The sequence below is a fragment of the Phycicoccus ginsengisoli genome (genome assembly GCF_054779295.1).
In genome coordinates, this window is record NZ_BAAGYN010000002.1 from 344,230 (window position 1) to 368,386 (window position 24,157).

Sequence of the window (24,157 nt, forward strand, 5' to 3'; positions counted from 1 at the left end):
TGGGGTCAGCCGGACAGGACGACCAGCTGCTGGGTGGCCCGCGTCATGGCGACGTACCGGTCGACGGCGCCCTCGATGCCGTCGCCGAGGGACTCCGGCTCGACCAGGACGACGAGGTCGAACTCGAGTCCCTTCGCCAGCTGTGGTGTGAGCGACCGCACGCGCGACGTCCCGGGGTACGCCGGGGCGCCGATGACGCACGCGACCCCCTCGCCCTCGGCGTGCTCCTCGAGCCAGGCGTCCACCACGGCGGACAGGTCGTCGACGTGACGGTGCACGACGGGTCTCCCGCTCGCCCGGACCGAGGTCGGGACGTTGGCGTCCGGCAGCGCGGCCCGGATGACCGGCTCCGCCTCGGCCATGACCTCCTGTGGGGTGCGGTAGTTGACGCCGAGGTGGGCGAGCCTGACGCGGGCGAGACCGACCCGCCCCAGGCGCTCCTCCCACGACTCGTGGAAGCCGTGCCGGGCCTGCGCGCGGTCGCCCACCACGGTGAGGCTGCGCGAGGGGCAGCGCCCCAGCAGCATCGACCACTGCGCGTCGGTGAGCTCCTGGGCCTCGTCGACCACGACGTGGGCGAACGGGCCCGCCAGCATATCGGCGTCGGCGTCGGCGTCGGCGTCGGCGCCGGCGCTCGCCTCGTCGACGAGAGCCGCCTGCAGGTCCTGCCCGCGCAGCATCGACATGACGTGCATCTCGGAGTCGTCGCTGGCGATGAGGTCGTCGACCACGCGCGACATCTCCTCCCGCTCCGCCGCCTGCACCGCCTCGCGCCGCCGCCGCGCTCGGGAGGCGCCGGGGTCGCCCAGGCGGCGGCGTGCCGCGTCGAGGAACGGCAGGTCGGCGTCGGTCCAGGCATCCGGTTCGGGCCGCTGCAGCGCAGCGACCTCGTCGCGGTCCAGCCAGGGGGCGCACAGGCGCAGGAACGCCGGCACGGTCCAGAGGTCGCCGACCAGGTCGGTGGGCTCGACCAGGGGCCAGGCCCGTTCCACCACCGCGCGCAACGCCTCGTCCGACTGCAGGGACCTCGAGAGCAGCCGCCCGTCGACGTCGTCGGTGTCGAGCCGCTCGGCCACCACGGTCGCCAGCTCGTCCCAGAGGTCGTCGCGGGCCTCGTTGTGCGGCGTGCCCGGTGCCGGGGCGTCGAGGACGGTCGCCCAGTCCTCGGCATCGAGCCGCACCTCGCCCCACGGCGTCGACACGTCGACCGCCCCCGTCGGTGCCTCCTCGTAGAACCGCACCGCCACCTCGACGGCGGACACCAGCCGCGCCGAGGACTTGAGCCGTGCCACCTCCGGGTCGGTCTCCGCCGCGGCCGTCGCACCCTCGGGGACCAGGTCGCGCAGGGTGCAGGTCCGCACCCCCTCCTCGCCGAGGCTGGGCAGGACGTCCTCGACGTAGGCGAGGTACGGCTGGTGCGGGCCGACGAAGAGCACTCCGCCGCGCCGGTGCCCCAGCCGCGGGTCGGAGTAGGTGAGGTATGCCGTGCGGTGCAGCGCGACGACCGTCTTGCCCGTCCCGGGGCCTCCGTCGACGACGAGGGCGCCGCGCGAGCCGGCGCGGATGATCGCGTCCTGGTCGGCCTGGATGGTGCCGAGGACGTCGCGCATGCGGGCGGACCGGCTCGAGCCGAGGCTGGCGATGAAGGCGGACTGGTCGTCGAGCGCGGCGGCGTGGCCGGTGAACCCGTCTGCCGTGAAGACCTCGTCCCAGTAGTCGCTGACCCGACCCGCGGTCCAGCGGTACCGTCGCCGGCTCAGCAGGCCCATCGGGTTGGCGTGGGTGGCGCCGAAGAACGGCTCCGCCGCCGGGGAGCGCCAGTCGTGCAGGAGCTGGCGGCCGTCCTCGTCGACGAGTCCCAGGCGCCCGACGTAGACGGGCTCGGGGTCGCCGTCGGCGACCATGTGGCCGAGGCACAGGTCGAGGCCGAAACGTCGCAGGGCGCGCAGCCGGGCCGCCAGCCGGTGGGACTCCAAGTCGCGCTCCAGCGCCTCCTGCCCGGCCCGCACCGGTGTGCGCTGCACGATGGCGAGCCGATCGGACAGCTCGGCGATGGAGGCCTCGAGGATCCGGCCGATGGCGGCGAAGTGGCGCTCGTCCGCGGCGATGAGCTCCGGATCCGCTTTGGCGGCAAGGCGATCCGGCAGGTCGAACGCGCTGGTGGTCGGTCTGGGCACAGGCTCCTCCAGGGTCTGGTGCTGGTCCGACCCGGAAGTGTGGGTCATGAGGGGGCCCTTGCCGCAAGGCCCCCCGTCGGCTATACGTTGAAACTGGAGGGACGCGCCAGCGCAGCGCAGCCGTGGTCGGCCGCACCGGATCGCTCCTTGGGGTGCGCCACCGGTGCCGGCCGGGTAGGCAGGTGGGGACAGCACGTCCGCCACCGAAGGAGCCCCCCGTGACCGACCACGACACCGACCGCCCCGCCGACGACGGCGGCGCCGAGAAGGTCGCCGAGCTCATGCGCGGCGTGCGGATCGCGATGCTGACCACCGTGGCCCCGGACGGCCGGCTGATGAGCCACCCGATGGCCACCCAGGACGTCGACTTCGACGGCACGGTGCGCTTCGTCTCCGAGCGGGCCTCGCACAAGGTGGAGCAGATCGAGGCCAACCCGCAGGTGAACGTCGCCTACTCGGGCACGGGCACCTGGGTGTCGCTGTCCGGGACGGCGCGCGTCGTGGGCGACCCCGACCTGCTCGCGGAGTACTGGGACACGTTCACCGACGCCTGGCTCGAGGGCGGCCCCGACAACCCGAACAACATCGTCATCGAGGTCGACCCCACGAGCGCGGAGTACTGGGACAGCCCGGGCGGGAAGGTCGTGCAGGTGCTCAACCTCGTCAAGGCCAAGGCGACCGGCCGGCGCTACGAGGGCGACAACGAGCGGGTCGACCTCCCCTGACGGGGGCCTAACCTCATGCGCAAAACAACGGTTGCGCGCCTTCCCGCGGGACATCAACGCGAGGTATGCCGCGCAACCGTTGTTTTGCGCATGTCGCCGGGTGGCGCGCGTCCGCGGCATACGGGAAGGATCGGGACCTAGGGCCCGCTCCCGGGCCGCGCCCCCGGACGCATGGTGGACGCATGGTTGTGGTGCTGTCCGTGATCGGGGTCCTCGTCGTCCTCCTGCTCGTCCTCTCGCTGCGGATCGTCAAGCAGTACGAGCTCGGGGTGCTCTTCCGGCTGGGCCGGGTCATCGGCGTCCGCCAGCCCGGGCTGCGCGTGATCGTCCCCGTCATCGACGTGCTGCGGCGGGTGTCGCTGCGCATCGTGACGATGCCGATCCAGTCCCAGGGCATCATCACGCGCGACAACGTCAGCGTCGACGTCTCGGCCGTCGCGTACTTCCGGGTCGTGGACGCGGTGAAGTCGGTGGTGGCGATCGAGAACGTGTATGCCGCGATCGACCAGATCGCGCAGACCACGCTGCGCAAGGTGGTCGGGCAGCACACCCTCGACGAGACGCTCTCGGAGACCGACCGGATCAACCTCGACATCCGCCAGATCCTCGACGTCACCACCACCGAGTGGGGCGTGGAGGTGACCCTGGTGGAGCTCAAGGACATCCAGCTGCCCGAGACCATGAAGCGCGCGATGGCCAAGCAGGCGGAGGCCGAGCGCGAGAAGAGGGCCAAGATCATCAACGCGGAGGGCGAGTCGCTCGCGGCCACGGCGCTCGGCCAGGCCTCGGACGTCATGATGGCGCACCCGCTGGCCCTCCAGCTGCGCAACCTGCAGAGCCTGATCGAGATCGGCGTCGACAAGAACACGACCGTGGTGTTCCCCGCGCCGCTCATGAGCACGATCGAGGAGCTGAGCTCCTTCCTGGACCGCGAGGGCCGGGCCGCCCTCGAGCGCCAGGCGCGCTCAGTCGGGGACGGGGGCCGCAGCCCCGCGGGTTCCTCGGCGCCCTGACCGTCCGGTTCAACCCTCCGGTTCAACCGTCCGGTTCAGCTGGCGTGGGCGGTGGTGGCGGCCAGCCGCAGCGGGTCCGCCAGCAGCGGCTGCACCACGAGGACGTCGCAGGGCGGGTCGTCCAGGACCCGGTGGAGCACCGACCCGCGGGCCAGGCCGCCGCGGCGGACGTCCGGCCCGGCACCCACGACGAGCAGGTCCGAGGGTTCGAGGTCGCTGAGCAGGTGGGTCTCGGGGGCGCCGCGCACGACCCGGACGTCGCAGGCGTCGACGGCGTTCCACGGCTCGGCGCGCACGGACGCCGACACCGACTGCTGGACACCGTGGACGTCCCGCCCCACCGACGGCACGCAGGACACGACCCGCAGCGCGAGACCCCGGCGCAGGGCGGCGTCGGCCGCCACCATGAGCAGTCGGGGTGAGTCCACGCCCGGCCGGAAGCCGACGGTCACCCGTGGCGGGCGCAGGACCGCCGATCCCGGATCGTAGGCCATGGGCCTGATGGGCCGGGGGTCGTCCCGGCCCGGCACCAGCACGGGACGGCCGAAGCGGCGGGCGAGCACGTCGCTGGTCGACCCGGGCCGGAACGGCCGGCGCCCCGCCTGACGGTGCCCCAGCACGAGCAGGGTGGACCGGTCGGCCAGCTCGGACAGCAACGGGTCCTCGAGGGTCTGGGCCACGACGGTCTCCACCCGCACGGTCGGGTCGGCCTCCTCGGCCTCGGTCGCGGCCCGTAGGACCAGCTCGTGGTCGCGCTCGGCACCACGCCCGGGCGGGTGACCGCCGTCCCGGACGGACCCCGGCTCGGACACCCGCACGACGACGAGGTCCTCGCCCCGCCGGCCGGCCTCCAGCGACGCGGCCCTGGTGGCCACCGCGGAGGACCACGACCCGTCGCACCCCACCACGACAGCAGCGTCGCCGATCGCCATACCTCACTCACCACCGGTCGGTCTGGCCCTGCAGCCTGAGGCGCAGCCTGCTCGGCGAGCTGGACCCGGCACCAGGGCCGAAGGTCCCGAGCTGCGCCGACGACCCTGTGCGGCAGCGGAACCCGCGCGACTGCGCACCGGCCGGACCCTTGCGTCGTCAGGCTCGGCGGCCCTCGCAGTTCCCCTCGGCGAACGCGTTGGTCAGCCCGAGCCGCAGGTCTGCCCTGGTCGGCGTGCGGCCGACCTCGTCGCTCAGGCTGCGCCACTCCTGACCGGCGAGCAGTGCTCCGAGGACCTCGCCCAGGACGACCTGGGTGGCCAGCAGGGCTTCGCTCGGAGTGGGGAACACGCGCAGCGTGCGGTAGCACTCGTGGTCGGCGATCTTGACGCTGCCGACGAACCCCCAGCCGTCCGAGGCGGGGGAGTGGCTGATGGTGATGTGAAACTCGTCCGGCGAGGAAATCATGAACCCGTCCCAACCGGCGTCCCTGCGCCGCCTGTGTCCCGTTCTCGAGCCCAGCGCGAGCTGGTGGCCTTGCCGCGGGGTCCGGGCGGGTTCGAGACCTGTCTCGGTTGACTGCTTTTCCCTGTATACGCCCCGGTGTGCAGCCGTGTCCATGGCCCCGATGAACCATGGACATCCAGTCCCCCAACCGTGCGCACAGGGGCGCGTGGCGTGGTCTCCGGCTGGGCGCAGCAACCCCGCGGACCGGTCCCGGGACCAGCGTCATGGGACGCGCTCCGCCCCGGGCTGCCGGCCGAGTTCCGGGCGGGACCCGTGCCGGGCCACGGGACCAACGGCCCTGCCCTGGGCCGGTTCCCCGGCGGATGCTCGAGGCGGCCAGGAGGGAGCGGGCGATGGACGGCGGGACGCGGGTCCGCACCTGGGGGGCGTTCGTGCTGGTCGCCGGGACGCTGACGGGGTGCAGCGGCTCGGGCGGGGAAGCCGGCTCGACCGCGCCGTCCGGGACGAGCCCGACGTCGAGCTCGTCCAGCACGTCGAGCAGCACCTCGACGGGCAGCTCCTCGTCCGGCACCTCGCCGTCCCCCAGCAGCAGCTCCACCTCGTCCTCGACGTCGCCGCCCGACCTGTAGCCGCCCCACCCGTAGCCGACCGACCCGAGGAGTCGCCCACCATGTCGCACCGAGTCGAGGAGATCCTGTCCTGGTACCCCTCCGACGACCACGCCACCCTGGCCCACCTGCGGCGCATCCTCATGCAGGGGCGCACGGGTGGTTCGGGCAAGCTCGTGGTCCTCCCGGTGGACCAGGGCTTCGAGCACGGTCCGGGGCGCAGCTTCGCCGCCAACCCGGCCGGCTACGACCCCCGGTACCACGCCCGGCTCGCGCTCGACGCCGGGTGCAGCGCGCACGCGCTGCCGCTCGGGGCGGCCCGGCTCGTCGCGCCGACGTATGCCGAGGACCTGCCCCTCATCCTCAAGTGCAACAACGCCGACGGCCTCTACGTGGGCGCCGACCCCGAGCCCGCGGTGGTCGCCGGCGTCGAGGAGGCGCTGGCGCTGCGCTGCGCCGCCGTGGGCTTCACCATCTACCCCGGTTCGGCGCACCGGAACGAGATGTACCAGCAGGTCCGGGCGCTGGCCCGGGACGCCGAGGCCGCCGGGCTGCCGCTCGTCATCTGGTCCTACCCGCGCGGGAGCGGGGTGTCGCAGGAGGGGCGCACCGCCGTGGACGTCGTGGCGTACGCCGCGCACCTCGCCTGCCAGCTCGGTGCCCACATCGTCAAGGTGAAGCCGCCCACGGAGCACATCGAGTCCGACGCGGCGCGCACGGCGCTCGAGCGGGCCGAGGTGCCGCTGGGGACCCTGGCCGACCGGGTCAGGCACGTGGTGCAGTCGGCCTTCGACGGGCACCGCATCGTCATCTTCTCCGGGGGCGCGGCAAAGGAGACGGCTGCCGTGCTGGAGGAGAACCGGCAGACGGCGCTGGGCGGCGGGTTCGGCACGATCATGGGCCGCAACTCCTTCCAGCGTCCGCACGACGAGGCGGTGCACCTGCTCGGCAACGTCATGGACATCCACCTCGCGCCCGTTCCCGTGGCCTGACCGGGCCGTTCCGTCCGGCGCAGACCGGCAATCCTGTTCCGCAGCCCCCCTCGGGGGACCTTGGCCCCTGCCCGGCCACGGGGACGGGGACGACGGTGGGGACGACGGCACGACCCGCGTGCCGGGAAGGAAGGTCTGCCATGACCACACTTGCCCGCCGTTCGACCGGCTCGATGATGTCCGAGCTCCTGGACTGGCTGGACCAGGGCTCTCCGGTGGGGGTGCGAGGACTGGGCCTGGCGCCGTACGTCCGGGTCGAGGACTACACCGAGGACGACACCTACGTGCTGCGCGCCGAGATGCCGGGCATCGACCCGGACAAGGACGTGTCGCTCGACATCGACGAGGACGTCCTGACGATCCGGGGTGAGCGGCGCGAGGAGCAGAAGGACAAGAGCCACCACGAGTTCCACTACGGGGCGTTCACACGCAGCATCCGGCTGCCCCACGACGTCGACCCCAAGGAGGTCACGGCCACCTACGCCGACGGCGTGCTCGAGGTGCGGGTCCCGACCCACCACCCCGACCACGAGCCGGTGTCGATCCCGGTCCAGCGCGCCGACAAGCCCGCGAGCTAGCGCCCTCGGTGCAGCAGCCGTCCGCCGGAGGAGTCGGATGGGGCGCCGGCGAGGCGCCCCCTCCGACTGCCCGCGGGCTGACGGAGGGCGAGGCCCGCGACCGGCTCGAGCAGGGCGGGCCGAACGAGGTGCCCCGGCCGCGGCCCCCGTCGGTGTGGCGGCTTGTCCTGGCGTCCCTGCGCGAGCCGCTGGTCATGGTGCTGCTCGCCGCGATGGTGCTCACGACCCTCAGCCGCGACGTCACCGACACGGTCGTCATCGTCCTGGTCGTCCTGGTCAACACCGCGATCGGTGTCCGCGAGCAGCTGCACGCCGCCGCCGACGTGGAGGCGCTGCGCTCCCTGGTCCCGCTGCACGCGTCCGTGGTGCGGGACGGTGCCGAGCGGGTGGTGCCGGCCGCCGAGGTCGTGCCCGGGGACCTGGTCCGGCTCCGCGCCGGCGACCTCGTCCCGGCAGACGCCGCCCTCGTGGAGGGCGTCGGCGTCCGCGTGGACGAGGCCGTGGTCACCGGTGAGTCGCTGGACGTCGGCAAGCAGCCGGGTCCCGACCCCGGACCGCTGGAGGTGTACGACGAGACGCCGGAACCGGCCCTGCTCAGGTCCGGGACGGTCGTCGTGCACGGCCGCGGGACCGCCCGGGTGGTCGCGACCGGCGCGCGGAGCACGGTCGGGCGGATCGCCGCCCTCACCGCCGGGGCGGCACCCTCCTCACCGCTGCAGCGGCGGATGGCCGGGCTGTCCCGCCAGCTCGCCGCCGTCGCCGTCGGCCTCAGCGCCGTCTACCTCGTCATCGGGGTGCTGGCCGGCGAGCCGCTGCGGCTCGTCGTGCTGGCCGCGGTGGCGCTCGTCGTGGCCGCGGTGCCCGAGTCGCTGCCGCTGGTCGTCACCGTCACGCTCGCCCTGGCCGCACGAAGGATGGCGCGCCACGAGGCGGTGGCGCGGTCCCTCGACGCCGTCGAGACGCTGGGCGCGGTGACGCTGCTCGCCACCGACAAGACCGGCACCCTCACCGAGGGACGGCTCAGCGTCACCGAGACGTGGGTCCCGGCCGGTGAACCGCTCGACGTCCTCGACGCGGTGGACGCGTTCGACGGGCCCGACGCCCTCGTCGACCTGGTGGTCCTGTGCAACGACGCCGCCGTCGACCCGGCGACCGGCGATCCCGTCGGGAGCCCGGTCGACACCGCCCTGCTCACCTGGGCGCGTGGACGGGGACGCACCCGCGCGGCGCTGGACTGGGAGCGCGTCGGGGAGACGCCGTTCGACAGTGCCCGCAAGCACATGACGACCCGGCACCGGGGACCGCAGGGCCAGCTGCTGACCGTACGCAAGGGGGCCCCCGAGGTCGTCCTGCGGGACCCGTCCGTGGACGGCTCCGGACAGGTCGGCCAGGCGCTGCAGGTGGCCGAGGAGTGGGCCGGGTCGGGCACGCGCGTGCTGGCCGTGACCGCGGCGGTGGGGGAGCAGCCCGCGCGGGTCGTGGGCCTGGTCGGGTTGGCGGACACGGTGCGCGAGGCCTCGCGCCGCACCGTGGAGCAGTGCCGCGCCGCCGGCATACGCCTCGTGCTCGTCACGGGGGACCACCCCGGGACCGCCACCGCAGTCGCCACCGCGGTGGGGCTGCGGGACCCGGGTGCCACGGGCGACGTCGTCGTCATGGACGGCGCCACGGTGCGGGAGGCCGACGCCGGGGCGGCCGTGGTCGCGCGGGCCAGGCCGGAGGACAAGAGCAGGCTCGTCGAGCTGTGGCAGGCCGACGGCCAGGTCGTCGCCATGACGGGGGACGGGGTCAACGACGCCCCGGCGCTGCGGCGGGCCGACATCGGGGTCGCCATGGGCGGCCGGGGCACGGACGTCGCGCGTCAGGCGGGGGACCTCGTCCTCACCGACGACCACCTGGAGACCGTGGTGGTGGCCGTCCGGGAGGGACGGCGCGTGTTCGCGAACATCCGCCGGTTCCTGCTCTACGGGCTGTCGGGGGGCGGCTCGGAGCTGGTGCTCATGCTGGCAGGCCCCCTGGTGGGTGTGCCCGTGCCGCTGCTGCCCGCCCAGATCCTCTGGGTCAACCTGCTCACCCACTCGTTCGCCGGAGCGGGCCTGGGCACGCAGCCGGAGGATCCCGGGACGATGGACCGGCTCCCACGCTCGCCCGGCCAGGCGGTCCTCGGGGCAGGGCTCTGGTGGCGGGTCGTGCTGCTCGCCGTGTGGCTGGGAGCGGCGAGCCTGGTGGCGTCCCTGGTCATCGGGGGACAGCAGGGTCGCTCGGTCGCGCTGCTCTGCGTGGGTACCGGACAGCTGGCCGTGGCCTGGGCCGCACGGGCCGGCGCGACCGGTCGCGGCGACTGGGTCGTGCGGTGGCGCGACGAGCTCGGGACGCTCGCGGTCGGGCTGCTGGCGGCGGGCGCGCTCCTGCTCGCGTCGGTCCTGCTCCCGCCCCTGCGCGAGCTGCTCGACACCCGGGCCCTCACGTCCGCGTCCTGGGTCGCGGTCGGCGTCGTGGCGCTGGCGTCGTACGCCGTGGCCCGCGTCGTGCGGCCCCGCACCTGGTGAGGCGCCCGTGGTGGGGCGCCCGTGGTGGGGCGCCCTGGTGGGGCGCCCCTGGTGGGGGTGCCTCGCGCGGGCTCAGCCCGCGGAGGCCGCCAGCGCGGCGTCGCCGGCGGCCCGGGTGGGCAGCACCACGACGGTGCGCGGCTGGGGCACGTCCGGGGTGTCGAGGTAGACCTCCCAGGCGTCGCCGGTGGGCGTCAGCCGGTGCTCGGCGGCGTAGGCGTGCAGGGCCTCGACCGCACGGGCGACACCGCCGTAGTCGCCGCGGTGGGTCGTGCGCAGGGCCGGCCCTCCGGGCAGGTGGGAGACCTTCACGTCGCCCTGCCCCAGGGCCACACCGGTCACCGGGAAGCCCGCCTCGACCTCGAGGACGCCCTCCTCGCCCTGGTGCACGCGCGCGAAGGGTGCCCCCGCGATGTGCATCCCGTCGGCGCCCGCCACCCGGGCGACCCGGGAGAGCGCGGCGCCGACGAAGGCGCCGGCGTTCCCCTCGTCGACCGTGCCGCGCACCACCAGGGTGGTCTCGTCGTGCAGGGTCACCGGCTCGATCCGGTAGCCGGCCGTTGTCGTGTCCTGGCCCATCGGTCCTCTCCTGTCACCACGGTGGGGGTGGCCACGCGGCGGACCGGCGCCGCTCGACGCCGTTCTGGCGGGGGTGGCGCAGGTGCCGTCGGCGCTCCAGCTCCCGTGAGATCGCGGCCTGCGCGCGCAGCGCGTCCACCTTCCCGTCCCCTCCCGTGTCGGCCGGGTCCGCCGGGTCGGCCGGGTCCCGCCACCGGGACCCGTCGCCCTGGGACCGCGCTCGCCGGGCCGCCGGACCCCCGACGACGGACAGCGGGTCCACGCCGCTCGCGCCCGCGGGCGTGCGCAGCGCCTCCTCGCACGCGGCCAGTCGCTGCAGCAGCTCCCGCAGCGACAGGTAGGTCAACCCGTCCGTCTCCGGCTCCCCCTGCTGGACCCGCGGTGCACTCGACGTCTCCGGCATACCTGCCCCCTCCGTCCGGTGCGGACGCTCCGCACCTGCTCCCGAGTCAACCCCGCACGAGCGGCGGAGCTCAGGGTCCTTGGTCCCGGGTGGGCCCGGGGCAGGCCTCGGCCGTTCGGCTGGTATCACGGTTCGACGCGCCGTGCGGCGCCCTCCCCGGTTGCCGGGGTGCGGCCCGGGCCCGACGTTGGGAGGGGCGCGGGAACCGCGCCGGGACCTGGCCCCGGGCGGGCGACACCGCATGGCGGAGGAGTGGGGAGCGGACGCTCGGCGGCTCAGCCACGCCGAGATGGAGGAGCTGCTCGAGATCCTGCTCGGGGGGTCCTGGACGCGGCTGGGCGGCGAGCCCCTGGACTGGGCCGACCTCGACGACCACTGACGGGCCGCCCGGGTCTGGCGCCGGCCCGCCCGCCGTGCTGGAGTGGGACCGCCTGGCCGCAGCCGCGGCCCGGAGGGCACGGGAGGGCGCGACGATGAGGGCCTGGGAGGTCACGGGCGACGGCGGGGGGCGGGGGCGGATCCGGCTGGGCGACCGCCCGGTGCCGCAGCCGGGTCCCGGGGAGGTGCTCGTGCGCGTCGAGGCCTGCGGCGTGTGCCGCACCGACCTCCACGTGTCGGACGGCGACCTGCCGCCACACCGCGACCGGGTGGTGCCCGGCCACGAGGTCGTGGGGACCGTCGTCGACGCCCGGGACAGCGCGCGGTTCGAGGTGGGCGACCGGGTCGGGGTGGCGTGGCTGCGGCACACCTGCGGGGAGTGCCGCTGGTGTCGCCGCGGCGCCGAGAACCTCTGTCCCCGAGCGGAGTTCACGGGGTGGGATCACGACGGCGGGTATGCCGAGTACACCGTCGCGCCCTCCGCCTTCGCCTACCGGGTGCCGCAGGAGCTGCCCGCCGAGCAGGTCGCGCCACTGCTGTGCGCCGGCATCATCGGCTACCGGGCCCTGCGCCGCACGCAGCTGCCGCCGGGTGGCCGGCTGGGCGTGTACGGCTTCGGTGCCAGCGCGCACCTCACCGCCCAGCTCGCCATCGCCCAGGGGGCCGAGGTGCACGTCCTGACCCGCGGTGCGCAGGCGCGACAGCTCGCGTCCGAGCTGGGCGCCACCTCCGTCGGTGACGCCTACGACGCGCCACCGGCACCGCTCGACGCGGCCATCGTGTTCGCGCCCGTGGGCGACCTCGTGCCGGTGGCGCTCGAGGCGCTGGACCGCGGTGGCAGCCTGGTTCTGGCCGGGATCCACGTCACCGACGTGCCGGTCCTGGACTACCAGCGCCACCTCTTCCTGGAGAAGCGCCTCACCAGCGTCACGGCCAACACCCGGGCCGACGGCGAGGACCTGCTGCGCCTGGCGAGGAGGCTGTCGGTGACCGCGAGCGTCACGGCCTACCCGTTCGAGCAGGCCGACGTCGCTCTCGACGACCTGGCCGAGGGTCGGATGACCGGGGTCGGGGTGCTGACCGGCTGGTCGTCCTGAGCGCAGGCCCACGGGTGGGCGGGGCCGACGGGCGGCGGTCGACGGGTGGGCGCCGGTCGGCGGCGCCCGGGGAGGGGGGTCAGTGGTGGCGCAGCGTCACCTCGTGCTCACCCGTGACCTGCGTGATGTCCGCCGAGGCGCTCTCGAGCAGCCGGTCGGCCAGCGCGCGCAGGGCTCGCGCCACGGCCACCTCGTCACCGATCTCCCGGTCGGGCAGGTCACCCGCCCGGCACGTGGCGCGCCCGGTCGCGTCGATCTCGCGGCCCGGGGCGGTGCGCAGCACGGCGCGGGCCCAGGTGCGGTCGGCGCGCTCGGAGATCGCCACCCGGACCAGCCAGTAGTGCATCGTCGCCGGCGGCTGCTCGTCCGCGCGCCGGTCCGGCGTGCTCACGGCTCGTCCTCGGGCCGGACCACCATCACGGGGCAGTGTGCGTGGTGCAGCACGCCCTGGCTGACCGAGCCGAGCAGCAGCCCGCGGAAGCCGCCCCGGCCGCGGCTGCCGACCACGACCAGCTCGGCGTCCCGGGAGGCCTCGGCGAGCGCCTCGACGGCGTGCCCCCTGCGGACCATCGTCCGGACCGGGACGTCCGGGAACTTGTCGGCCCAGCTCGCCACGGACTGGTCCGCGAGCACGCCCTCCGCGTCGGCGATGCGGGTGCGTGCGTCGTCGGACTCCACGATCGTCATCGCCGTGTCGGCGAGCTCGATCGACCAGGTGTGCACGACGGTCAGCGCAGCACCCCGCGCGTCCGCCTCGCGGAACGCCTCACCCACGGCGGCACTGCTGAGCTCCGAGCCGTCGGTGCCGACGACCACTCCCGAGGGTGCGGAGCTGGTCGCGGGCAGCTCGCGCGCGACGACGACCGGGCAGTGCGCCCGGGCGGCGACGTCGATGGACGTGGAGCCCAGGAAGGCGCAGGCCACCGCGCCCCGCCCCCGGGCCCCCACGACGACGCACCGGGCGTCCCGGGAGGCCTCGACCAGCAGGACGCCGGGGCTGCCGATGCCCGTGGCCGTGGTGACCGTGGTGCCGGGGGAGACGCCGTGGATCCGTTGCTCGGCGGCGTGCAGGATGCGTTGCGCCACCGTGTCGGACGCCTCCAGCAGGGGCTCGATGTGCGGTCCCTGGACGGGCACCGACCGGCCGTGCACGAGCAGGATGCCGCACCGCTCGCGGAGCGCCTCCTCGAGGGCCCAGTCCAGGGCGTCCCGGGTGTACGTCGCGCCGTCGACACCGACGACGACGGGGTGGGGGTTCGGTGTGGTCATCTCTCTCCTGCCGCATCACGGGTCTGGCAGCCGCGGTGGACGGTCCCTCGCGGCGTCTCGCTGGTCGTCCGCCAACGGTCAGCCCGGGTGTCCGCGCCTGCGCAGGCGGTCCATCTCGGCCTCGACCCGCTCCGGACCCGGCTCGGGCCACAGCACGTCCCAGGCGTTGAACACCAGGCCGATCCCCCAGCCGAAGAGGATGAACACCGGCCAGAAGAACCCCCGCCCGGTGACGTACCAGATCGTCACCAGCAGGCCGTTGAACAGCACGTACGAGAGGACGTGCGCCATCAGCCCCCGCTTGTCCTTCAGCCGTTTCAGGGCACGTTCGCGCAGCTCCTGGTCCTGGGTCGTCTGCTCGCCCGTCGGTGTCCGCACGTGGTCCGACATCCCGACCATCTCCCTTCCACGTCCAGCATCGGCGCGGTCGCGGCGTCAGGGACGGGCCCTTGGTCCTGCCGCGACGGGCACGGCGCGAACGCGCCGCCGCCAGCGCCACGCCTCGTCGACGCCCCACACGAGCAGCGGCATGGGCAGCAGCGTCGCCAGCTGCCAGGGCTCGGGAGCGGCGGTGCCGAAGAGGCGCTGGGCGGCCGGCAGGAAGACCACGGCCGCGGCGAACGCGAGCTCGAACGTCACCCCCCACGCGAGCAGCGGGTTGGTGGTGAGGCCGATGCGGCGCAACGAGGCCCGCTGGGTCCGTGCCGCCACCGCGGTCCCCACCTGGCACGCGACGATCGCGAGGAACGACATCGTCGTGGCCTGCCGCCACGTGTGGTGGAGGGGACCGGTCGCCACGTCGGCGCCCGGGGTCCACCCGCCGGCGGCCAGCGTGAGCAGGTATGCCGTGAGCACCAGGACCGCGGACACCCCGCCCAGCAGGCCCCAGGCCCGCCCCAGCATGGTCCCGTCGACCACGCCCTGTCCCCGCCGGCGTGGAGGCGCCTCCATGATGCCGGGCTCGGCCGGCTCGCGGCCGAGCGCGAGGGCGGGGAGCGTCTCCGTCCCGAGGTCGATGGCGAGGATCTGCATCACGGTGAGCGGCAACGGGATCCGGCCGCCGGACAGTGCGTAGGCCAGGAAGGGGACCACCTCGGGTGTGGCGTGGGCGAAGATGTAGACGATGAACTTGCGCACGTTGTCGTAGACCTGGCGACCGGAGCGGACAGCGCCGACGATGGTGGCGAAGTTGTCGTCGGTGAGGACCATGGTCGCCGCCTCGCGGGCGACGTCGGTGCCCGAGCGGCCCATCGCCACGCCGATGTCGGCGCGTCGCAGGGCGGGGGCGTCGTTCACGCCGTCCCCGGTCATGGCGACGACGTGCCCCAGGGCGCGCAGGGCGTCCGCGATCCGCAGCTTGGCCTCGGGGGAGCTGCGGGCGAAGATCAGCTCCTCGTGGGTGTCGAGGAGCTCGTCGAGCTCGGCGTCGCCCATGGCGTCGAGCTCGCGGCCGTTGACGACCCTGGTGCCGGCGTCGCCGATCCCCACCTGCTGGGCGATCCCCCGTGCGGTGAGGCCGTGGTCGCCGGTCACGATGACCAGCCGGATGCCGGCGCTGTGGCAGGCCCGGACGGCCGGTGCCACCTCGGTGCGGGCCGGGTCGACCATGGCCACCAGGCCGAGGAGCGTGAGGTCCCGCTCGGCCTCCTCCCGCGCGAGCCGTTCGGGCTCGTCCGCGGCCACGCGGCGGGTCGCCACCCCGAGGACCCGCAGGCCCTCCCGCGCCCAGCCGTCCACGAGCCCGAGGACGAGGTCACGCCGCTCGCCGTCCAGGCCTACCTCCGTGCCGTCGTCGGCGCCCAGCGACCGGCACAGCCCGAGCAGCGACTCCGGCGCGCCCTTGGTGAGCACCACCCGGCCGGCACCGTCGTGGTGGACGGCCGACATGCGCTTGAGGGCCGGGTCGAAGTGGAAGACCTGGAGCCGGTCGGAGTGGTCGGGCACCGGCAGCCCGGCCAGGGGCGCGGCCCGCAGCAGCGCCACCTCCGTCGGGTCCCCGTGCTCCTGCCCGGGCTCCGCCGGGTCCCACGTGGCGCTCGTGCAGCCGGCCGCCGCCCTGACCAGGCGTCGGGCGCCGCGCAGGGGAGTGGGCTCCGGGCCGACGAGCAGGGTCGCGTCCGGCGTCCAGCAGCGCACGACCCGCATCCGGTTCAGGGTCAGGGTGCCGGTCTTGTCGGTGCAGATGACGCTGGTGGAGCCGAGGGTCTCCACCGCGGAGATCCGCTTGACCAGGGCTCCGCTGCGGGCGAGCAGCCGCACCCCCAGCGCGAGCGCGAGGGTGATGGTGGGCAGCAGCCCCTCGGGCACGTTGGCCACGAGCAGCCCGATCGCGAACTGGACCGTCTCCGGCACCGTCATCCCGGCCACGAGGGTGCCCACCGGGATGAACGCCAGCCCGATCCCGACGGCGACCAGCGCGATCAGCCGGGCCACGTGGTTGACCTGCTGCTCGAGCGGGCTCGGCTCGGGCTCGGTCCGCTGGGCCAGAGCGGCGATCCGGCCCAGCTCGGTGTGCATGCCGGTGGCGTAGACGACGGCCTCGGCCTCGCCACCGACGCACGAGGTGCCGCTGAACAGCAGGTCAGTGGCCTCGAGCAGCGGGGCGTCGACCCGGCCCGCGACGCCGCGCGCCACCGGGAGCGACTCCCCGGTCAGGGTGGACAGGTCCACCTCGACGGCCCCGTCGAGGATGCGCGCGTCGGCCGAGACCCGCTCGCCCTCGCCCACGACGACGACGTCCCCCGGCACGAGCAGGCGCGCCTCGAGGGTCACCAGCACGTCGTCCCGGCGCACGCGTGCCTGCTGCGGCAGGTACGCCTCGAGCGCCTCGACGGCGCGGACCGCGTGGCGTTCCTGGACGAACGCGAACAGCGCGTTGAGCAGGACGACGACCACGATCGCCAGCGCCAGGGCGAGCGTGCCGCTGACGAGGGCGAGCAGGGCGGCCAGCCACAGCAGGGCGGCGAGCGGGTGGGTGAGCTGGCGGAGCAGCTCGCGCAGCCACAGCCGCCGGCCGCCGCGCACGAGGACGTTCTCGCCCCTGGCGGCCAGCCGCCGCGCCGCCTCCCGCCCGGCGAGCCCGCGCCGGCTGGTGCGCAGGTCGCGCAGGAGGCGCTCCGCCGACTCGCGCGGGTCCGGTTCGCCACGGGCCGTCACGGTGCCGGCGGCCTCCGTGCTGGTCATGGCGCCCCCGGCGGCTCAGAGCGGGCGCAGGGACACGTCGTGCTCGCCCGTGACCGCCTCGATGTCGCCGGCGGCGGTGTCCAGGAGCCGGTCGGCGAGCCGGCGCAGGGCCCGGGCCACGGCCACCTCCTCGCCGATCTCGGGGACGTCGCTGTCGGAGGGGCCGCGGGTGCTGTCGCCGACGGCCTCGACGGGGGTCGGTGAGTCGCCCCGCAGGACGGCACGGGCGTGCGTGGTCCCGCCGTGCTCGAACAGGGTGAGCTGCACCTGCCACTGGCGGATGCGCGGTGGGGTGGACGACGGACCGGTCATGGGACTCTCCTTCGCTGGTCGGCACCGTGCGGGGGTCGCGCGGCGGGGGTCGGCCGGGGCGTCACAGGACGACCCGCTCACCGAGGCGCGGCAGCGCCACGGCGCAGTCGAGGTGCTCACGGATCCGGCGGGCCAGGGCCTGGCGGGACTCCGGCTCCCCGTGCACGAGGTGCACGACCTCGGGGGTGCGGGGCAGCCGGTCGAGCCAGGAGACCAGCTCGTCGGCGTCGGCGTGGACGGAGAAGGTGTCGTCGAGGACGACCTCGGCCCGCACCCGGACGTAGCGGCCGAGCACCTTGAGCTCCCGCGCGCCCTCCTGCAGGGACCGGCCGCGGGTGCCGACGGCCTGGTCCCGGTCAGCACGACCGTGTTGCGGTCGTGCGGCAGCAGGCTGGCCAGGTGGTGGACGACCCGCCCCCCGGTGGCCATCCCGGAGGCGGAGACGATGATGCACGGGGTGCCGGGGGTGTTGAGCCGCCGCGACTCCTCGGCCGTCCTCGCCTCGTGCACGTCGGCCATCGCGAGCAGCTCGGCCAGCGCGTCGGGCCGCATCTCCGGCGCGAGGTCGGGCCGCTGGTAGACGTCGAGGGCGGCGAGGGCCATGGGGCTGTCCACGTGGACGGGCACGGCAGGGATCCGGCCCTCGGCCCGCAGCCGGGCCAGGGCGAGCAGGACGAGCTCGGTCCGGTCCACGGCGAAGGCCGGGACGAGGACCGAGCCGCCGCGCGCGATCGTCCGCCGGATCGCCGCGGCCAGCGGCTCGTGCTGGTCCGACCCGGCCGAGTGCGGGTGGACCCGGTCACCGTAGGTCGACTCCAGCACCACGACGTCCGCAGCCGGCGGGTCCTCGCGGGGCAGCAGCAGCGGGTGGGCGGGACGGCCCAGGTCGCCGGAGAACAGCACCGACCGGCCACCGAGGCCGACGTGCACCGAGGCCGACCCGAGCACGTGCCCGGCGCGGTGCAGGGTCACCACGGCGCCCGAGACGGTCTCCTGGGTCGCCGCCCAGGGGACGCAGCGCAGGTGCTCGAGCGCGCGGTCCACATCGGCGGCGGTGTACAGGGGCAGGGGCGGGTCGTGCTTGGAGTACCCCGCCGCCTGGGCGTAGGCCGCCTCCTCCTCGAGCAGGTGCGCACTGTCCCGCAGGACGATGGGCAGCAGGCCCGCGGTGCCGGCGCTGGCCCACACGGGGCCGGCGAAGCCCTGGCGGACCAGGGCGGGCAGGTAGCCGCAGTGGTCCAGGTGGGTGTGGGTGAGGACCACGTCGTCGAGGGTCTCGGGGTGCCCGATGCTGGGCTCCCAGTTGAGCCGGCGCCACACGCGCTCGCCCTGGTACAGCCCCGCGTCGACGAGCAGTCGGGAGCCCTGGTGCTCCACGAGGAACTTGCTCCCGGTGACGGTGCCGGCCGCCCCGGCGAAGCTGAGGATGACGGACACGGGGTGGCTCCCTCCGGGCAGCTGCCGGGTTGGTCCCGACGGGTGTCCTTGGCGGCGGCGCCCGAGGACTGCGGGTGCTCCCATCGTGGTGCCGGCGGCGGCCGGGCCACAGGGACCTTGGGCCCGGGCACCGCCACCCCCGGCACGCCAGAGTGGGGCGAGGCGAGCGGAGGTGGGTGAGCGAGGTGCCCGGGCGGACGATGACGCGGGACGGTGCGCCGGTGGTGCTCCGGACGCCCCGTGCGCAGGACCTGGGCCGGGTCCAGCGCCTGCTCGACGACCTCTCCCCCCGTTCGAGCTACCAGCGGTTCCTGTCGGCCTCGCCGCTGTCGGAGGAGTACGTCGCGCGGCTGACCGATCCCACGCGCACCCTCGACGCCCTCGTCGCCACCATGGGCGACACGGTGGTGGCCGTCGGCTCCACGCACCCCCTGGAACCCGGGAGCGCGGAGTTCGCGGTGGCCGTCGCGGACCGTGTCCAGGGCCACGGCGTGGGCACGCTCGTGCTGGAGGAGCTGGTCGACCGCTCCCTCGCGCGGGGGCTGCACACCCTCACGGGCCAGGTCCTCAGCACGAACGGGCAGATGCTCGACGTCCTGCGCCACCTCGGCCCCGACGTCGGGGTCCGTGCCGACGAGGGGGTGGCAGAGGTCCGGATCGAGCTCGACCGCGTCGAGGACCTGCGACGGGCGATGGACACCCGCACCGGCACCGCCTGGCACGAGTACCTCGAGCCCCTGTTCCACCCGGAGTCGGTCGTCCTCGTCGAGGAGGCCGCACCCGAGCGGTGGGCCGGCAGCCCGGGCAGCCTGCGCGTGCGCAGCAGCGCTCCCGTCCGCCACCTGACCATGCCGCTGGACCGTGCGGAGCGCACCGAGCTGCCGGCGCTGGTCGACCTGGCGGTGGTCGGTGCGGTGTCGGACCCGGCACGGGTCGTCCGGGACGTGGTCGGCGCCGGGGCGCGGGCGGTGGTCCTCGAGGCGGGGCGCCCGACGCAGGAGGTCACGACCACGGTGCTCGACGCGCTGCGGGTGGCCGAGGCCGCCGGTGCCCGGGTGCTGGGCCCCGGTGCCCACCTCGTCGTCGGGTCGCGCGAGCCCGGTCGGGTCAGCGTGGGGGCGGCGGGCGCGCACCTGCGGACCGGCGCGGTGGCCGTTGTGGGGGACCGCGGACGGGGGACGGAGCTGGTGGAGCGCCTGGCGAGGCGACACGTGGGGGTGGCCGCCGCCCTCGACCTCGGCGCCGCCGCGGGCGTGCGGGTGCCGGAGGCCGCGGCCTGGCTGGCGGGCGAGCCCGGGGTGGGCGTCGTCCTCGTCACCTCGGACACCACGAGCGGGCGTGACCTGGCCCGTGCGCTCGCCCACCGGGCTCCGCACGGCGCGCCCGTCGTCGCGCGGCTCGGCCCGGGACCGGCGAACGGGTCGCCGTGGTTCGTGCCCGCCGGCACCGTCCACGACCTCGTCTCCACCGGACGGCTCGTGGAGGCCGGGCGCGGCTCGCCCGCGGCGCGGGTGGCGGTCGTCACCAACGACCCCTGGAGCGCGCACGCCGGGGTCAACCGGCGCCTGCCGGCGCTGGGCCTGCTCCCGCCGGACCTGACGCAGTACGGCGAGCACCGGGTGAAGACGCTCGTGCGTGGTACGCGGGTGCGCGGTGCGGTCGTGGCGCTCGAGCGCGACGTCGCCGCAGGCCGCTTCACCGAGGTGCTCGACACCCTGGCGGAGGAGCCGGGGGTGGACGCGGTCCTCGTCGCGATGACCGCCACCCGGCGGCTGAGGCACCGCGAGCTGGACCGTGCGGTGGGCCTGGTGCGGGAGGCCCACCCCGGCGTGGCCCTGGTCCTCGTGAACGGTCGTGCCGCAGCGGGCCACGGCAACTCCTGGCGCAGCGACGTGCCGACCTTCGGCGACGACGCCATGGCGCTGCGCGCCCTCGCGGTGGCGAGCCTGGCCGGGCGCCTCGACCGCCTCGAGCACGGCGATGCCGGTGCCGTCGTCAGGCGCGGCGGCCGGACGCGCCGGTGACCCGGCTCGTCCGGCCCTCGCCTCCGAGCCGGTGACCCGGCGCTCGTCGGGTCCGATCGCTCGGGTTCCGACCGCTCAGATGAAGAGCAGCTGGGCGCCGTCGGTCTTCTCGATGAAGTCGCTCGCGCTGATGATGCCCTCGACGTCGTCGGTGAGGTCCGCCTCGGTGAGGTGGTTCATGTCGGCCGACATCCGGCAGGCCCACAGGTGGCCGCCCGAGGCGACGATCTGTTCGAGGAACTCCGGCACGTCCGGCACCTCGAGGTCGGCGATCGCCTTGCGCAGCCGCGAGGTCGCCATGTGCGTGATGCCGGGCAGGCCCCCGAGCCCCTGGGGCATGTGGGTGGCCGGGTTGCCGAGCGGCGTGAACTTGAGGTCACCCATCGTCTTCTTCGTGATGATGTCAAAGCCCCAGAAGGTGAAGAACAGGTGCGTCTCCACCCCCTCGCCGAGGGCGGCGTTGGCCAGGATGAGCCCGGGGTAGGCCATGTCGAGGCTTCCCTTGGAGCAGATGATGGCGAGCTTGCGCCCCTGCGAGGTCTCGCTCCCGAAGTCGGGGACGATCGTCGGGAGGGTGTCGGTGGTCATCGTGGGTCTCCTTGTCGTGCAGGGGTGGTCGGGGGTGGGGCGGTGCGCTCAGACGCACCCGTGCGGCTTGGGCAGCCCGGCGATGTAGGCCAGCTTCTTGGCCGGCTTCTGCGGGAAGAGCGCGAACAGCTCCTTGACCGGTATGCCGCCGACGACGCTGATGCGGCGCAGCGTGGCGGTCTCGCCCTGGTCGGCGTAGTCCTGGCGCAGGAAGCGGATGGCACGCCAGTGCTCGTCGGTGAGGTCGATGCCGACCTGGGTGGCGAGGGCCTTGGCGAGGTCCTCGTCCCACTCGGCGTACTCGGTGAGGAAGCCCTCGGGGTCGACCTGCACCGTGTGGCCGGCGATCGTCGTGACGGGCATCGGACTCACTCCTTCTCTCTGGGGGCTGACAGGGCTCCGGTCGATGCGGAGACGGTCTCGGCGGGGACCTGCTTGCCCGCCATCGACATGCGGTCGGGGAGCGGGAGCGGCCGCCCGGGGAGCAGGACGTTCCAGTAGACCCAGCGGAACGCCAGCTTCCCCAGGTGGTTGGCCCGGGTCTCCTTGAGCAGGCTCAGCGGCCCGACCACCGGCACGGGGAACTTGCCCGGCAGCGGCTGGGTGTCGTAGTTGAAGTCGATGAGCAGGCCCTTGCCGTCGCCGGACTCGACGAAGCAGTTCGCGTGCCCGTCGAAGGACCGCGTCATCGGCCGGCCCGAGACGTGGGCGAGGAAGTTGTCGACGAACAGGTCGACCGAGAAGTGCGCCACCGACCCGGCCTTGGAGGCAGGGATGTCCGAGGCGTCGCCGACGGCGAAGATCGTGTCGTACCTCGTCGAGAGCAGCGTGTGCCGGTCGACCGGGACGTAGTTGAGCTCGTCGCCCAGTCCCGACCGGGCCACGTAGTCGGCCCCCATGTTGAGCGGGATCGTCACCAGCAGGTCGAACGGGACCTCACGCTCGTCGTAGGAGACCAGGGCCTTGGCCTGTTCGTCGACCCGCTCCACCATGAAGTCCGGCTCGACGAGGATCTTGCGCTCCTGCAGCATCGACCCCAGCTGCGCCGACGCGATGGGCTGGGTGAACGCGCCGGACAGCGGCGTCACGAAGACGAGCTCCACCCGGTCGCGGATCCCACGCTCGCGCAGGTGGGCGTCCGCGAGGAAGGTGAACTCCAGCGGCGCCACCGGGCACTTGATCGGCATCTCCGTGACGTGCACGACCAGCCGGCCGTGGTCGAACCTGCGCAAGGCGTCGGCCAGCGCGGTCGCGCCGTCGAGGGAGTAGAAGTCGAAGATGCTCCTGCGCCACTGCGGCCCGAGCATCCCCGGCGTCTGGTCCGGCCGGGGGGAGGTCCCGGTGGCGATGACGAGGTAGTCGTACCCGAGCGCGCGGCCGTCCTGGAGGTGGACGACGCGGTCGTCCGGGTCGACCCGGTCGACCTCGCCCAGCACGAGGTCGACCCCGTCACCGATGAACCGGTGCCGCTTGCGCACGACCTGCTCCGGGGCATACGTGCCGAAGGGCAGGAAGAGGAAGCCGGGCTGGTAGAGGTGGTCGTCGTCGCGGTCGACGACGGTGATCGCCCAGTCCCGGCGGCCGAGCTTGCGGCGCAGCTTGTTGACGACCATCGTGCCGGCGGTCCCACCGCCGAGCACCACGAGGCGCTTCACGGCCATCGCCCGCTCCTTCAGGACCTGGCCGTGAGGACGACCTTGAGGGCCTGGGTGTCCGCCGCGTTCGCGAACACCTCGTAGGCGTCCATGAACTCGTCGAGGTGGAAGTGGTGGGTCACGAGCTGCCCGAGGTCGAGCTGGCGGCTGGCGAGCAGGCGCAGCAGCGTGGGCGTGGAGTACGTGTCCACCAGCCCCGTCGTGATGGTCACGTTCTTGATCCACAGGTCCTCGAGGTGCAGGGTCGCCGGCTTGCCGTGGACGCCCACGTTGGCGACGGTGCCGCCGGGGCGCACCAGCGCGGCGCACTGCTCGAACGTGCCCGGGATGCCCACCGCCTCGATCGCGACATCGGCGCCCAGGCCGTCCGTCAGGCCCCGGACCACCTCGAGGGCGTCGTCCCGGGAGGCGTCGACGACCACGTCGGCACCGACCCGCTTGGCCGCGTCGAGCCGCGAGGCGGCGACGTCGATCGCCACGACGTGTGCCGGGCTGAACAGCTTGGCGCCCATGATGGAGGAGAGCCCGATGGGGCCCGCGCCGACCACGGCGACGACGTCACCGGGGCGCACGTGGCCGTTGAGGACGCCGACCTCGTAGCCGGTGGGGCCGATGTCGGCCAGCATGAGGACCTCCTCGTCCGTCACCCCGGCCGGGATGGCGAACGTCGAGGTGTCGGCGAACGGCACCCGGACGTACTCCGCCTGCGTGCCGTCGATGAGGTGGCCGAGGATCCAGCCGCCGCCGCCGAGGCACTGGCCGTAGTGACCCTCGCGGCAGTAGCGGCACGAGCCGCACGAGGTGATGCAGGAGACGAGCACCCGGTCGCCGGGGGAGAGGTTCTTGACGCCCGAGCCCACCGACTCGACGGTGCCGACCGCCTCGTGCCCCAGGATGCGCCCGTCGGTCACCGCCGGGACGTCGCCCTTGAGGATGTGCAGGTCCGTGCCGCAGATGGTGACGGCGTCGACCTTGACGACCGCGTCCGTGTCGTCCTGGATCGAGGGGGTGGGGACCTCCTCCCACGACTTGCGGCCCGGTCCGTGGTAGACGACGGCGTGCATGGTGGACTCCTCTCGCGGCCTGCACCGTGCAGGTCCCACGACCACTCCACCGTGTGCCGCTTCGGGGCAGGAGAGACCTAGGTCCCGTGTGGCCCAGCCCACGCCCGCGGGACGGCGAGCGCCGCCCC

23 protein-coding genes and 1 pseudogene are annotated in these 24,157 nt (G+C 74.4%); 8 read left to right on the forward strand and 16 right to left on the reverse strand.

Annotation, left to right across the window (positions count from 1 at the left end):
* Nucleotides 1-5: 5 nt before the first annotated feature.
* Complete coding sequence (helR, locus tag ACYVDO_RS04260; RefSeq protein ID WP_460933060.1) at nt 6-2,225, reverse strand: RNA polymerase recycling motor ATPase HelR; 2,220 nt, start codon at nt 2,223-2,225, stop codon at nt 6-8.
* Between the two features lie 170 nt (nt 2,226-2,395).
* Between helR and ACYVDO_RS04265 the strand changes: the two genes are divergently transcribed.
* Both ACYVDO_RS04265 and ACYVDO_RS04270 read left to right on the forward strand, forming a co-directional pair.
* Nucleotides 2,396-2,902, forward strand: a complete 507-nt coding sequence (locus tag ACYVDO_RS04265) for a pyridoxamine 5'-phosphate oxidase family protein (protein ID WP_460933062.1) — start codon at nt 2,396-2,398, stop codon at nt 2,900-2,902.
* 182 nt (nt 2,903-3,084) lie between these two features.
* Entirely contained in the window at nt 3,085-3,915 is an 831-nt protein-coding gene (locus tag ACYVDO_RS04270) for a slipin family protein (protein ID WP_460933064.1), read from the forward strand.
* Nucleotides 3,916-3,950: 35 nt separating this feature from the next.
* On the opposite strand, the gene ACYVDO_RS04275 is transcribed toward ACYVDO_RS04270, so the two are convergent.
* Together ACYVDO_RS04275 and ACYVDO_RS04280 are read right to left on the reverse strand one after the other, a co-directional pair.
* Nucleotides 3,951-4,847 (reverse strand): universal stress protein, encoded by an 897-nt coding sequence (locus tag ACYVDO_RS04275; protein WP_460933066.1) that lies wholly within the window; start codon nt 4,845-4,847, stop codon nt 3,951-3,953.
* Between the two features lie 157 nt (nt 4,848-5,004).
* Complete coding sequence (locus ACYVDO_RS04280) at nt 5,005-5,313, reverse strand: hypothetical protein (RefSeq protein ID WP_460933068.1); 309 nt, start codon at nt 5,311-5,313, stop codon at nt 5,005-5,007.
* A 457-nt stretch (nt 5,314-5,770) separates the two neighbouring features.
* On the opposite strand from ACYVDO_RS04280, the gene ACYVDO_RS04285 reads away from it, so the two are divergent.
* The 3 genes from ACYVDO_RS04285 to ACYVDO_RS04295 all read left to right on the forward strand — a co-directional run bounded on the left by ACYVDO_RS04285 (nt 5,771) and on the right by ACYVDO_RS04295 (nt 10,040).
* Nucleotides 5,771-6,913 carry a class I fructose-bisphosphate aldolase gene (locus tag ACYVDO_RS04285; RefSeq protein WP_460933070.1) on the forward strand — a complete coding sequence of 381 codons (1,143 nt, stop codon included), beginning with the start codon at nt 5,771-5,773 and terminating at the stop codon, nt 6,911-6,913.
* A 140-nt stretch (nt 6,914-7,053) separates the two neighbouring features.
* Nucleotides 7,054-7,491 (forward strand): Hsp20/alpha crystallin family protein, encoded by a 438-nt coding sequence (locus tag ACYVDO_RS04290; protein WP_460933072.1) that lies wholly within the window; start codon nt 7,054-7,056, stop codon nt 7,489-7,491.
* 8 nt (nt 7,492-7,499) lie between these two features.
* The gene (locus ACYVDO_RS04295; RefSeq protein ID WP_460933074.1) at nt 7,500-10,040 is read left to right on the forward strand and encodes a cation-translocating P-type ATPase; all 2,541 of its coding nucleotides are present in this window, start codon (nt 7,500-7,502) and stop codon (nt 10,038-10,040) included.
* A gap of 72 nt (nt 10,041-10,112) precedes the next feature.
* Here ACYVDO_RS04295 and ACYVDO_RS04300 read toward each other — a convergent pair whose 3' ends face one another.
* Entirely contained in the window at nt 10,113-10,619 is a 507-nt protein-coding gene (locus ACYVDO_RS04300; RefSeq protein WP_460933076.1) for a GyrI-like domain-containing protein, read from the reverse strand.
* Nucleotides 10,620-10,632: 13 nt separating this feature from the next.
* Complete coding sequence (locus ACYVDO_RS04305; RefSeq protein WP_460933078.1) at nt 10,633-11,022, reverse strand: hypothetical protein; 390 nt, start codon at nt 11,020-11,022, stop codon at nt 10,633-10,635.
* 241 nt (nt 11,023-11,263) lie between these two features.
* Here ACYVDO_RS04305 and ACYVDO_RS04310 point away from each other — a divergent pair, with 241 nt between their 5' ends.
* Together ACYVDO_RS04310 and ACYVDO_RS04315 are read left to right on the forward strand one after the other, a co-directional pair.
* Complete coding sequence (locus ACYVDO_RS04310) at nt 11,264-11,401, forward strand: hypothetical protein (protein ID WP_460933080.1); 138 nt, start codon at nt 11,264-11,266, stop codon at nt 11,399-11,401.
* A gap of 94 nt (nt 11,402-11,495) precedes the next feature.
* The gene (locus tag ACYVDO_RS04315) at nt 11,496-12,497 is read left to right on the forward strand and encodes a zinc-dependent alcohol dehydrogenase family protein (RefSeq protein WP_460933082.1); all 1,002 of its coding nucleotides are present in this window, start codon (nt 11,496-11,498) and stop codon (nt 12,495-12,497) included.
* Nucleotides 12,498-12,576: 79 nt separating this feature from the next.
* Here ACYVDO_RS04315 and ACYVDO_RS04320 read toward each other — a convergent pair whose 3' ends face one another.
* From ACYVDO_RS04320 to ACYVDO_RS04350, 7 genes and pseudogenes are all read right to left on the reverse strand, one after another.
* The gene (locus ACYVDO_RS04320) at nt 12,577-12,888 is read right to left on the reverse strand and encodes a dsRBD fold-containing protein (protein WP_460933084.1); all 312 of its coding nucleotides are present in this window, start codon (nt 12,886-12,888) and stop codon (nt 12,577-12,579) included.
* Nucleotides 12,885-13,766 (reverse strand): universal stress protein, encoded by an 882-nt coding sequence (locus tag ACYVDO_RS04325; protein WP_460933086.1) that lies wholly within the window; start codon nt 13,764-13,766, stop codon nt 12,885-12,887. The genes ACYVDO_RS04320 and ACYVDO_RS04325 overlap by 4 nt, the downstream gene beginning before the upstream one ends.
* 78 nt (nt 13,767-13,844) lie before the next feature.
* Nucleotides 13,845-14,156, reverse strand: a complete 312-nt coding sequence (locus ACYVDO_RS04330) for a 2TM domain-containing protein (RefSeq protein ID WP_460933088.1) — start codon at nt 14,154-14,156, stop codon at nt 13,845-13,847.
* A 45-nt stretch (nt 14,157-14,201) separates the two neighbouring features.
* The gene (locus ACYVDO_RS04335; RefSeq protein WP_460933090.1) at nt 14,202-16,949 is read right to left on the reverse strand and encodes a cation-translocating P-type ATPase; all 2,748 of its coding nucleotides are present in this window, start codon (nt 16,947-16,949) and stop codon (nt 14,202-14,204) included.
* A gap of 15 nt (nt 16,950-16,964) precedes the next feature.
* Nucleotides 16,965-17,261 (reverse strand): DUF1876 domain-containing protein, encoded by a 297-nt coding sequence (locus ACYVDO_RS04340; RefSeq protein ID WP_460933417.1) that lies wholly within the window; start codon nt 17,259-17,261, stop codon nt 16,965-16,967.
* A 61-nt stretch (nt 17,262-17,322) separates the two neighbouring features.
* Nucleotides 17,323-17,715, reverse strand: a complete 393-nt coding sequence (locus tag ACYVDO_RS04345) for an MBL fold metallo-hydrolase RNA specificity domain-containing protein (RefSeq protein ID WP_460933419.1) — start codon at nt 17,713-17,715, stop codon at nt 17,323-17,325.
* Nucleotides 17,670-18,782 (reverse strand): annotated as a pseudogene (locus ACYVDO_RS04350) (MBL fold metallo-hydrolase); the annotation flags it as partial. The pseudogene ACYVDO_RS04350 and the gene ACYVDO_RS04345, both read right to left, overlap by 46 nt.
* A gap of 92 nt (nt 18,783-18,874) precedes the next feature.
* Between ACYVDO_RS04350 and ACYVDO_RS04355 the strand changes: the two are divergent.
* Nucleotides 18,875-20,722: a GNAT family N-acetyltransferase gene (locus tag ACYVDO_RS04355; RefSeq protein WP_460933092.1), complete on the forward strand. Its 1,848-nt coding sequence runs from the start codon at nt 18,875-18,877 to the stop codon at nt 20,720-20,722.
* Nucleotides 20,723-20,797: 75 nt separating this feature from the next.
* Here ACYVDO_RS04355 and ACYVDO_RS04360 read toward each other — a convergent pair whose 3' ends face one another.
* The 4 genes from ACYVDO_RS04360 to ACYVDO_RS04375 are packed head-to-tail and all read right to left on the reverse strand — an operon-like array spanning nt 20,798 to nt 24,029.
* Nucleotides 20,798-21,310 carry a DsrE/DsrF/DrsH-like family protein gene (locus ACYVDO_RS04360; RefSeq protein ID WP_460933094.1) on the reverse strand — a complete coding sequence of 171 codons (513 nt, stop codon included), beginning with the start codon at nt 21,308-21,310 and terminating at the stop codon, nt 20,798-20,800.
* Nucleotides 21,311-21,358: 48 nt separating this feature from the next.
* The gene (locus ACYVDO_RS04365) at nt 21,359-21,673 is read right to left on the reverse strand and encodes a TusE/DsrC/DsvC family sulfur relay protein (protein WP_460933096.1); all 315 of its coding nucleotides are present in this window, start codon (nt 21,671-21,673) and stop codon (nt 21,359-21,361) included.
* Nucleotides 21,674-21,678: 5 nt separating this feature from the next.
* Nucleotides 21,679-22,971, reverse strand: a complete 1,293-nt coding sequence (sqr, locus tag ACYVDO_RS04370; RefSeq protein WP_460933098.1) for a type III sulfide quinone reductase, selenoprotein subtype — start codon at nt 22,969-22,971, stop codon at nt 21,679-21,681.
* 11 nt (nt 22,972-22,982) lie between these two features.
* Entirely contained in the window at nt 22,983-24,029 is a 1,047-nt protein-coding gene (locus ACYVDO_RS04375; RefSeq protein ID WP_460933100.1) for a zinc-dependent alcohol dehydrogenase family protein, read from the reverse strand.
* Nucleotides 24,030-24,157 lie beyond the last annotated feature (128 nt).

What these genes read in the sequence shown, in the direction of transcription:
- helR (WP_460933060.1), bottom strand. Translation starts at nt 2,225, where the DNA reads ATGACCCACACTTCCGGGTCGGACCAGCACCAGACCCTGGAGGAGCCT.
- ACYVDO_RS04270 (WP_460933064.1), top strand. Translation starts at nt 3,085, where the DNA reads ATGGTTGTGGTGCTGTCCGTGATCGGGGTCCTCGTCGTCCTCCTGCTC.
- ACYVDO_RS04275 (WP_460933066.1), bottom strand. Translation starts at nt 4,847, where the DNA reads ATGGCGATCGGCGACGCTGCTGTCGTGGTGGGGTGCGACGGGTCGTGG.
- ACYVDO_RS04280 (WP_460933068.1), bottom strand. Translation starts at nt 5,313, where the DNA reads ATGATTTCCTCGCCGGACGAGTTTCACATCACCATCAGCCACTCCCCC.
- ACYVDO_RS04290 (WP_460933072.1), top strand. Translation starts at nt 7,054, where the DNA reads ATGACCACACTTGCCCGCCGTTCGACCGGCTCGATGATGTCCGAGCTC.
- ACYVDO_RS04300 (WP_460933076.1), bottom strand. Translation starts at nt 10,619, where the DNA reads ATGGGCCAGGACACGACAACGGCCGGCTACCGGATCGAGCCGGTGACC.
- ACYVDO_RS04305 (WP_460933078.1), bottom strand. Translation starts at nt 11,022, where the DNA reads ATGCCGGAGACGTCGAGTGCACCGCGGGTCCAGCAGGGGGAGCCGGAG.
- ACYVDO_RS04310 (WP_460933080.1), top strand. Translation starts at nt 11,264, where the DNA reads ATGGCGGAGGAGTGGGGAGCGGACGCTCGGCGGCTCAGCCACGCCGAG.
- ACYVDO_RS04315 (WP_460933082.1), top strand. Translation starts at nt 11,496, where the DNA reads ATGAGGGCCTGGGAGGTCACGGGCGACGGCGGGGGGCGGGGGCGGATC.
- ACYVDO_RS04325 (WP_460933086.1), bottom strand. Translation starts at nt 13,766, where the DNA reads ATGACCACACCGAACCCCCACCCCGTCGTCGTCGGTGTCGACGGCGCG.
- ACYVDO_RS04330 (WP_460933088.1), bottom strand. Translation starts at nt 14,156, where the DNA reads ATGTCGGACCACGTGCGGACACCGACGGGCGAGCAGACGACCCAGGAC.
- ACYVDO_RS04335 (WP_460933090.1), bottom strand. Translation starts at nt 16,949, where the DNA reads ATGACCAGCACGGAGGCCGCCGGCACCGTGACGGCCCGTGGCGAACCG.
- ACYVDO_RS04340 (WP_460933417.1), bottom strand. Translation starts at nt 17,261, where the DNA reads ATGACCGGTCCGTCGTCCACCCCACCGCGCATCCGCCAGTGGCAGGTG.
- ACYVDO_RS04360 (WP_460933094.1), bottom strand. Translation starts at nt 21,310, where the DNA reads ATGACCACCGACACCCTCCCGACGATCGTCCCCGACTTCGGGAGCGAG.
- ACYVDO_RS04365 (WP_460933096.1), bottom strand. Translation starts at nt 21,673, where the DNA reads ATGCCCGTCACGACGATCGCCGGCCACACGGTGCAGGTCGACCCCGAG.
- sqr (WP_460933098.1), bottom strand. Translation starts at nt 22,971, where the DNA reads ATGGCCGTGAAGCGCCTCGTGGTGCTCGGCGGTGGGACCGCCGGCACG.
- ACYVDO_RS04375 (WP_460933100.1), bottom strand. Translation starts at nt 24,029, where the DNA reads ATGCACGCCGTCGTCTACCACGGACCGGGCCGCAAGTCGTGGGAGGAG.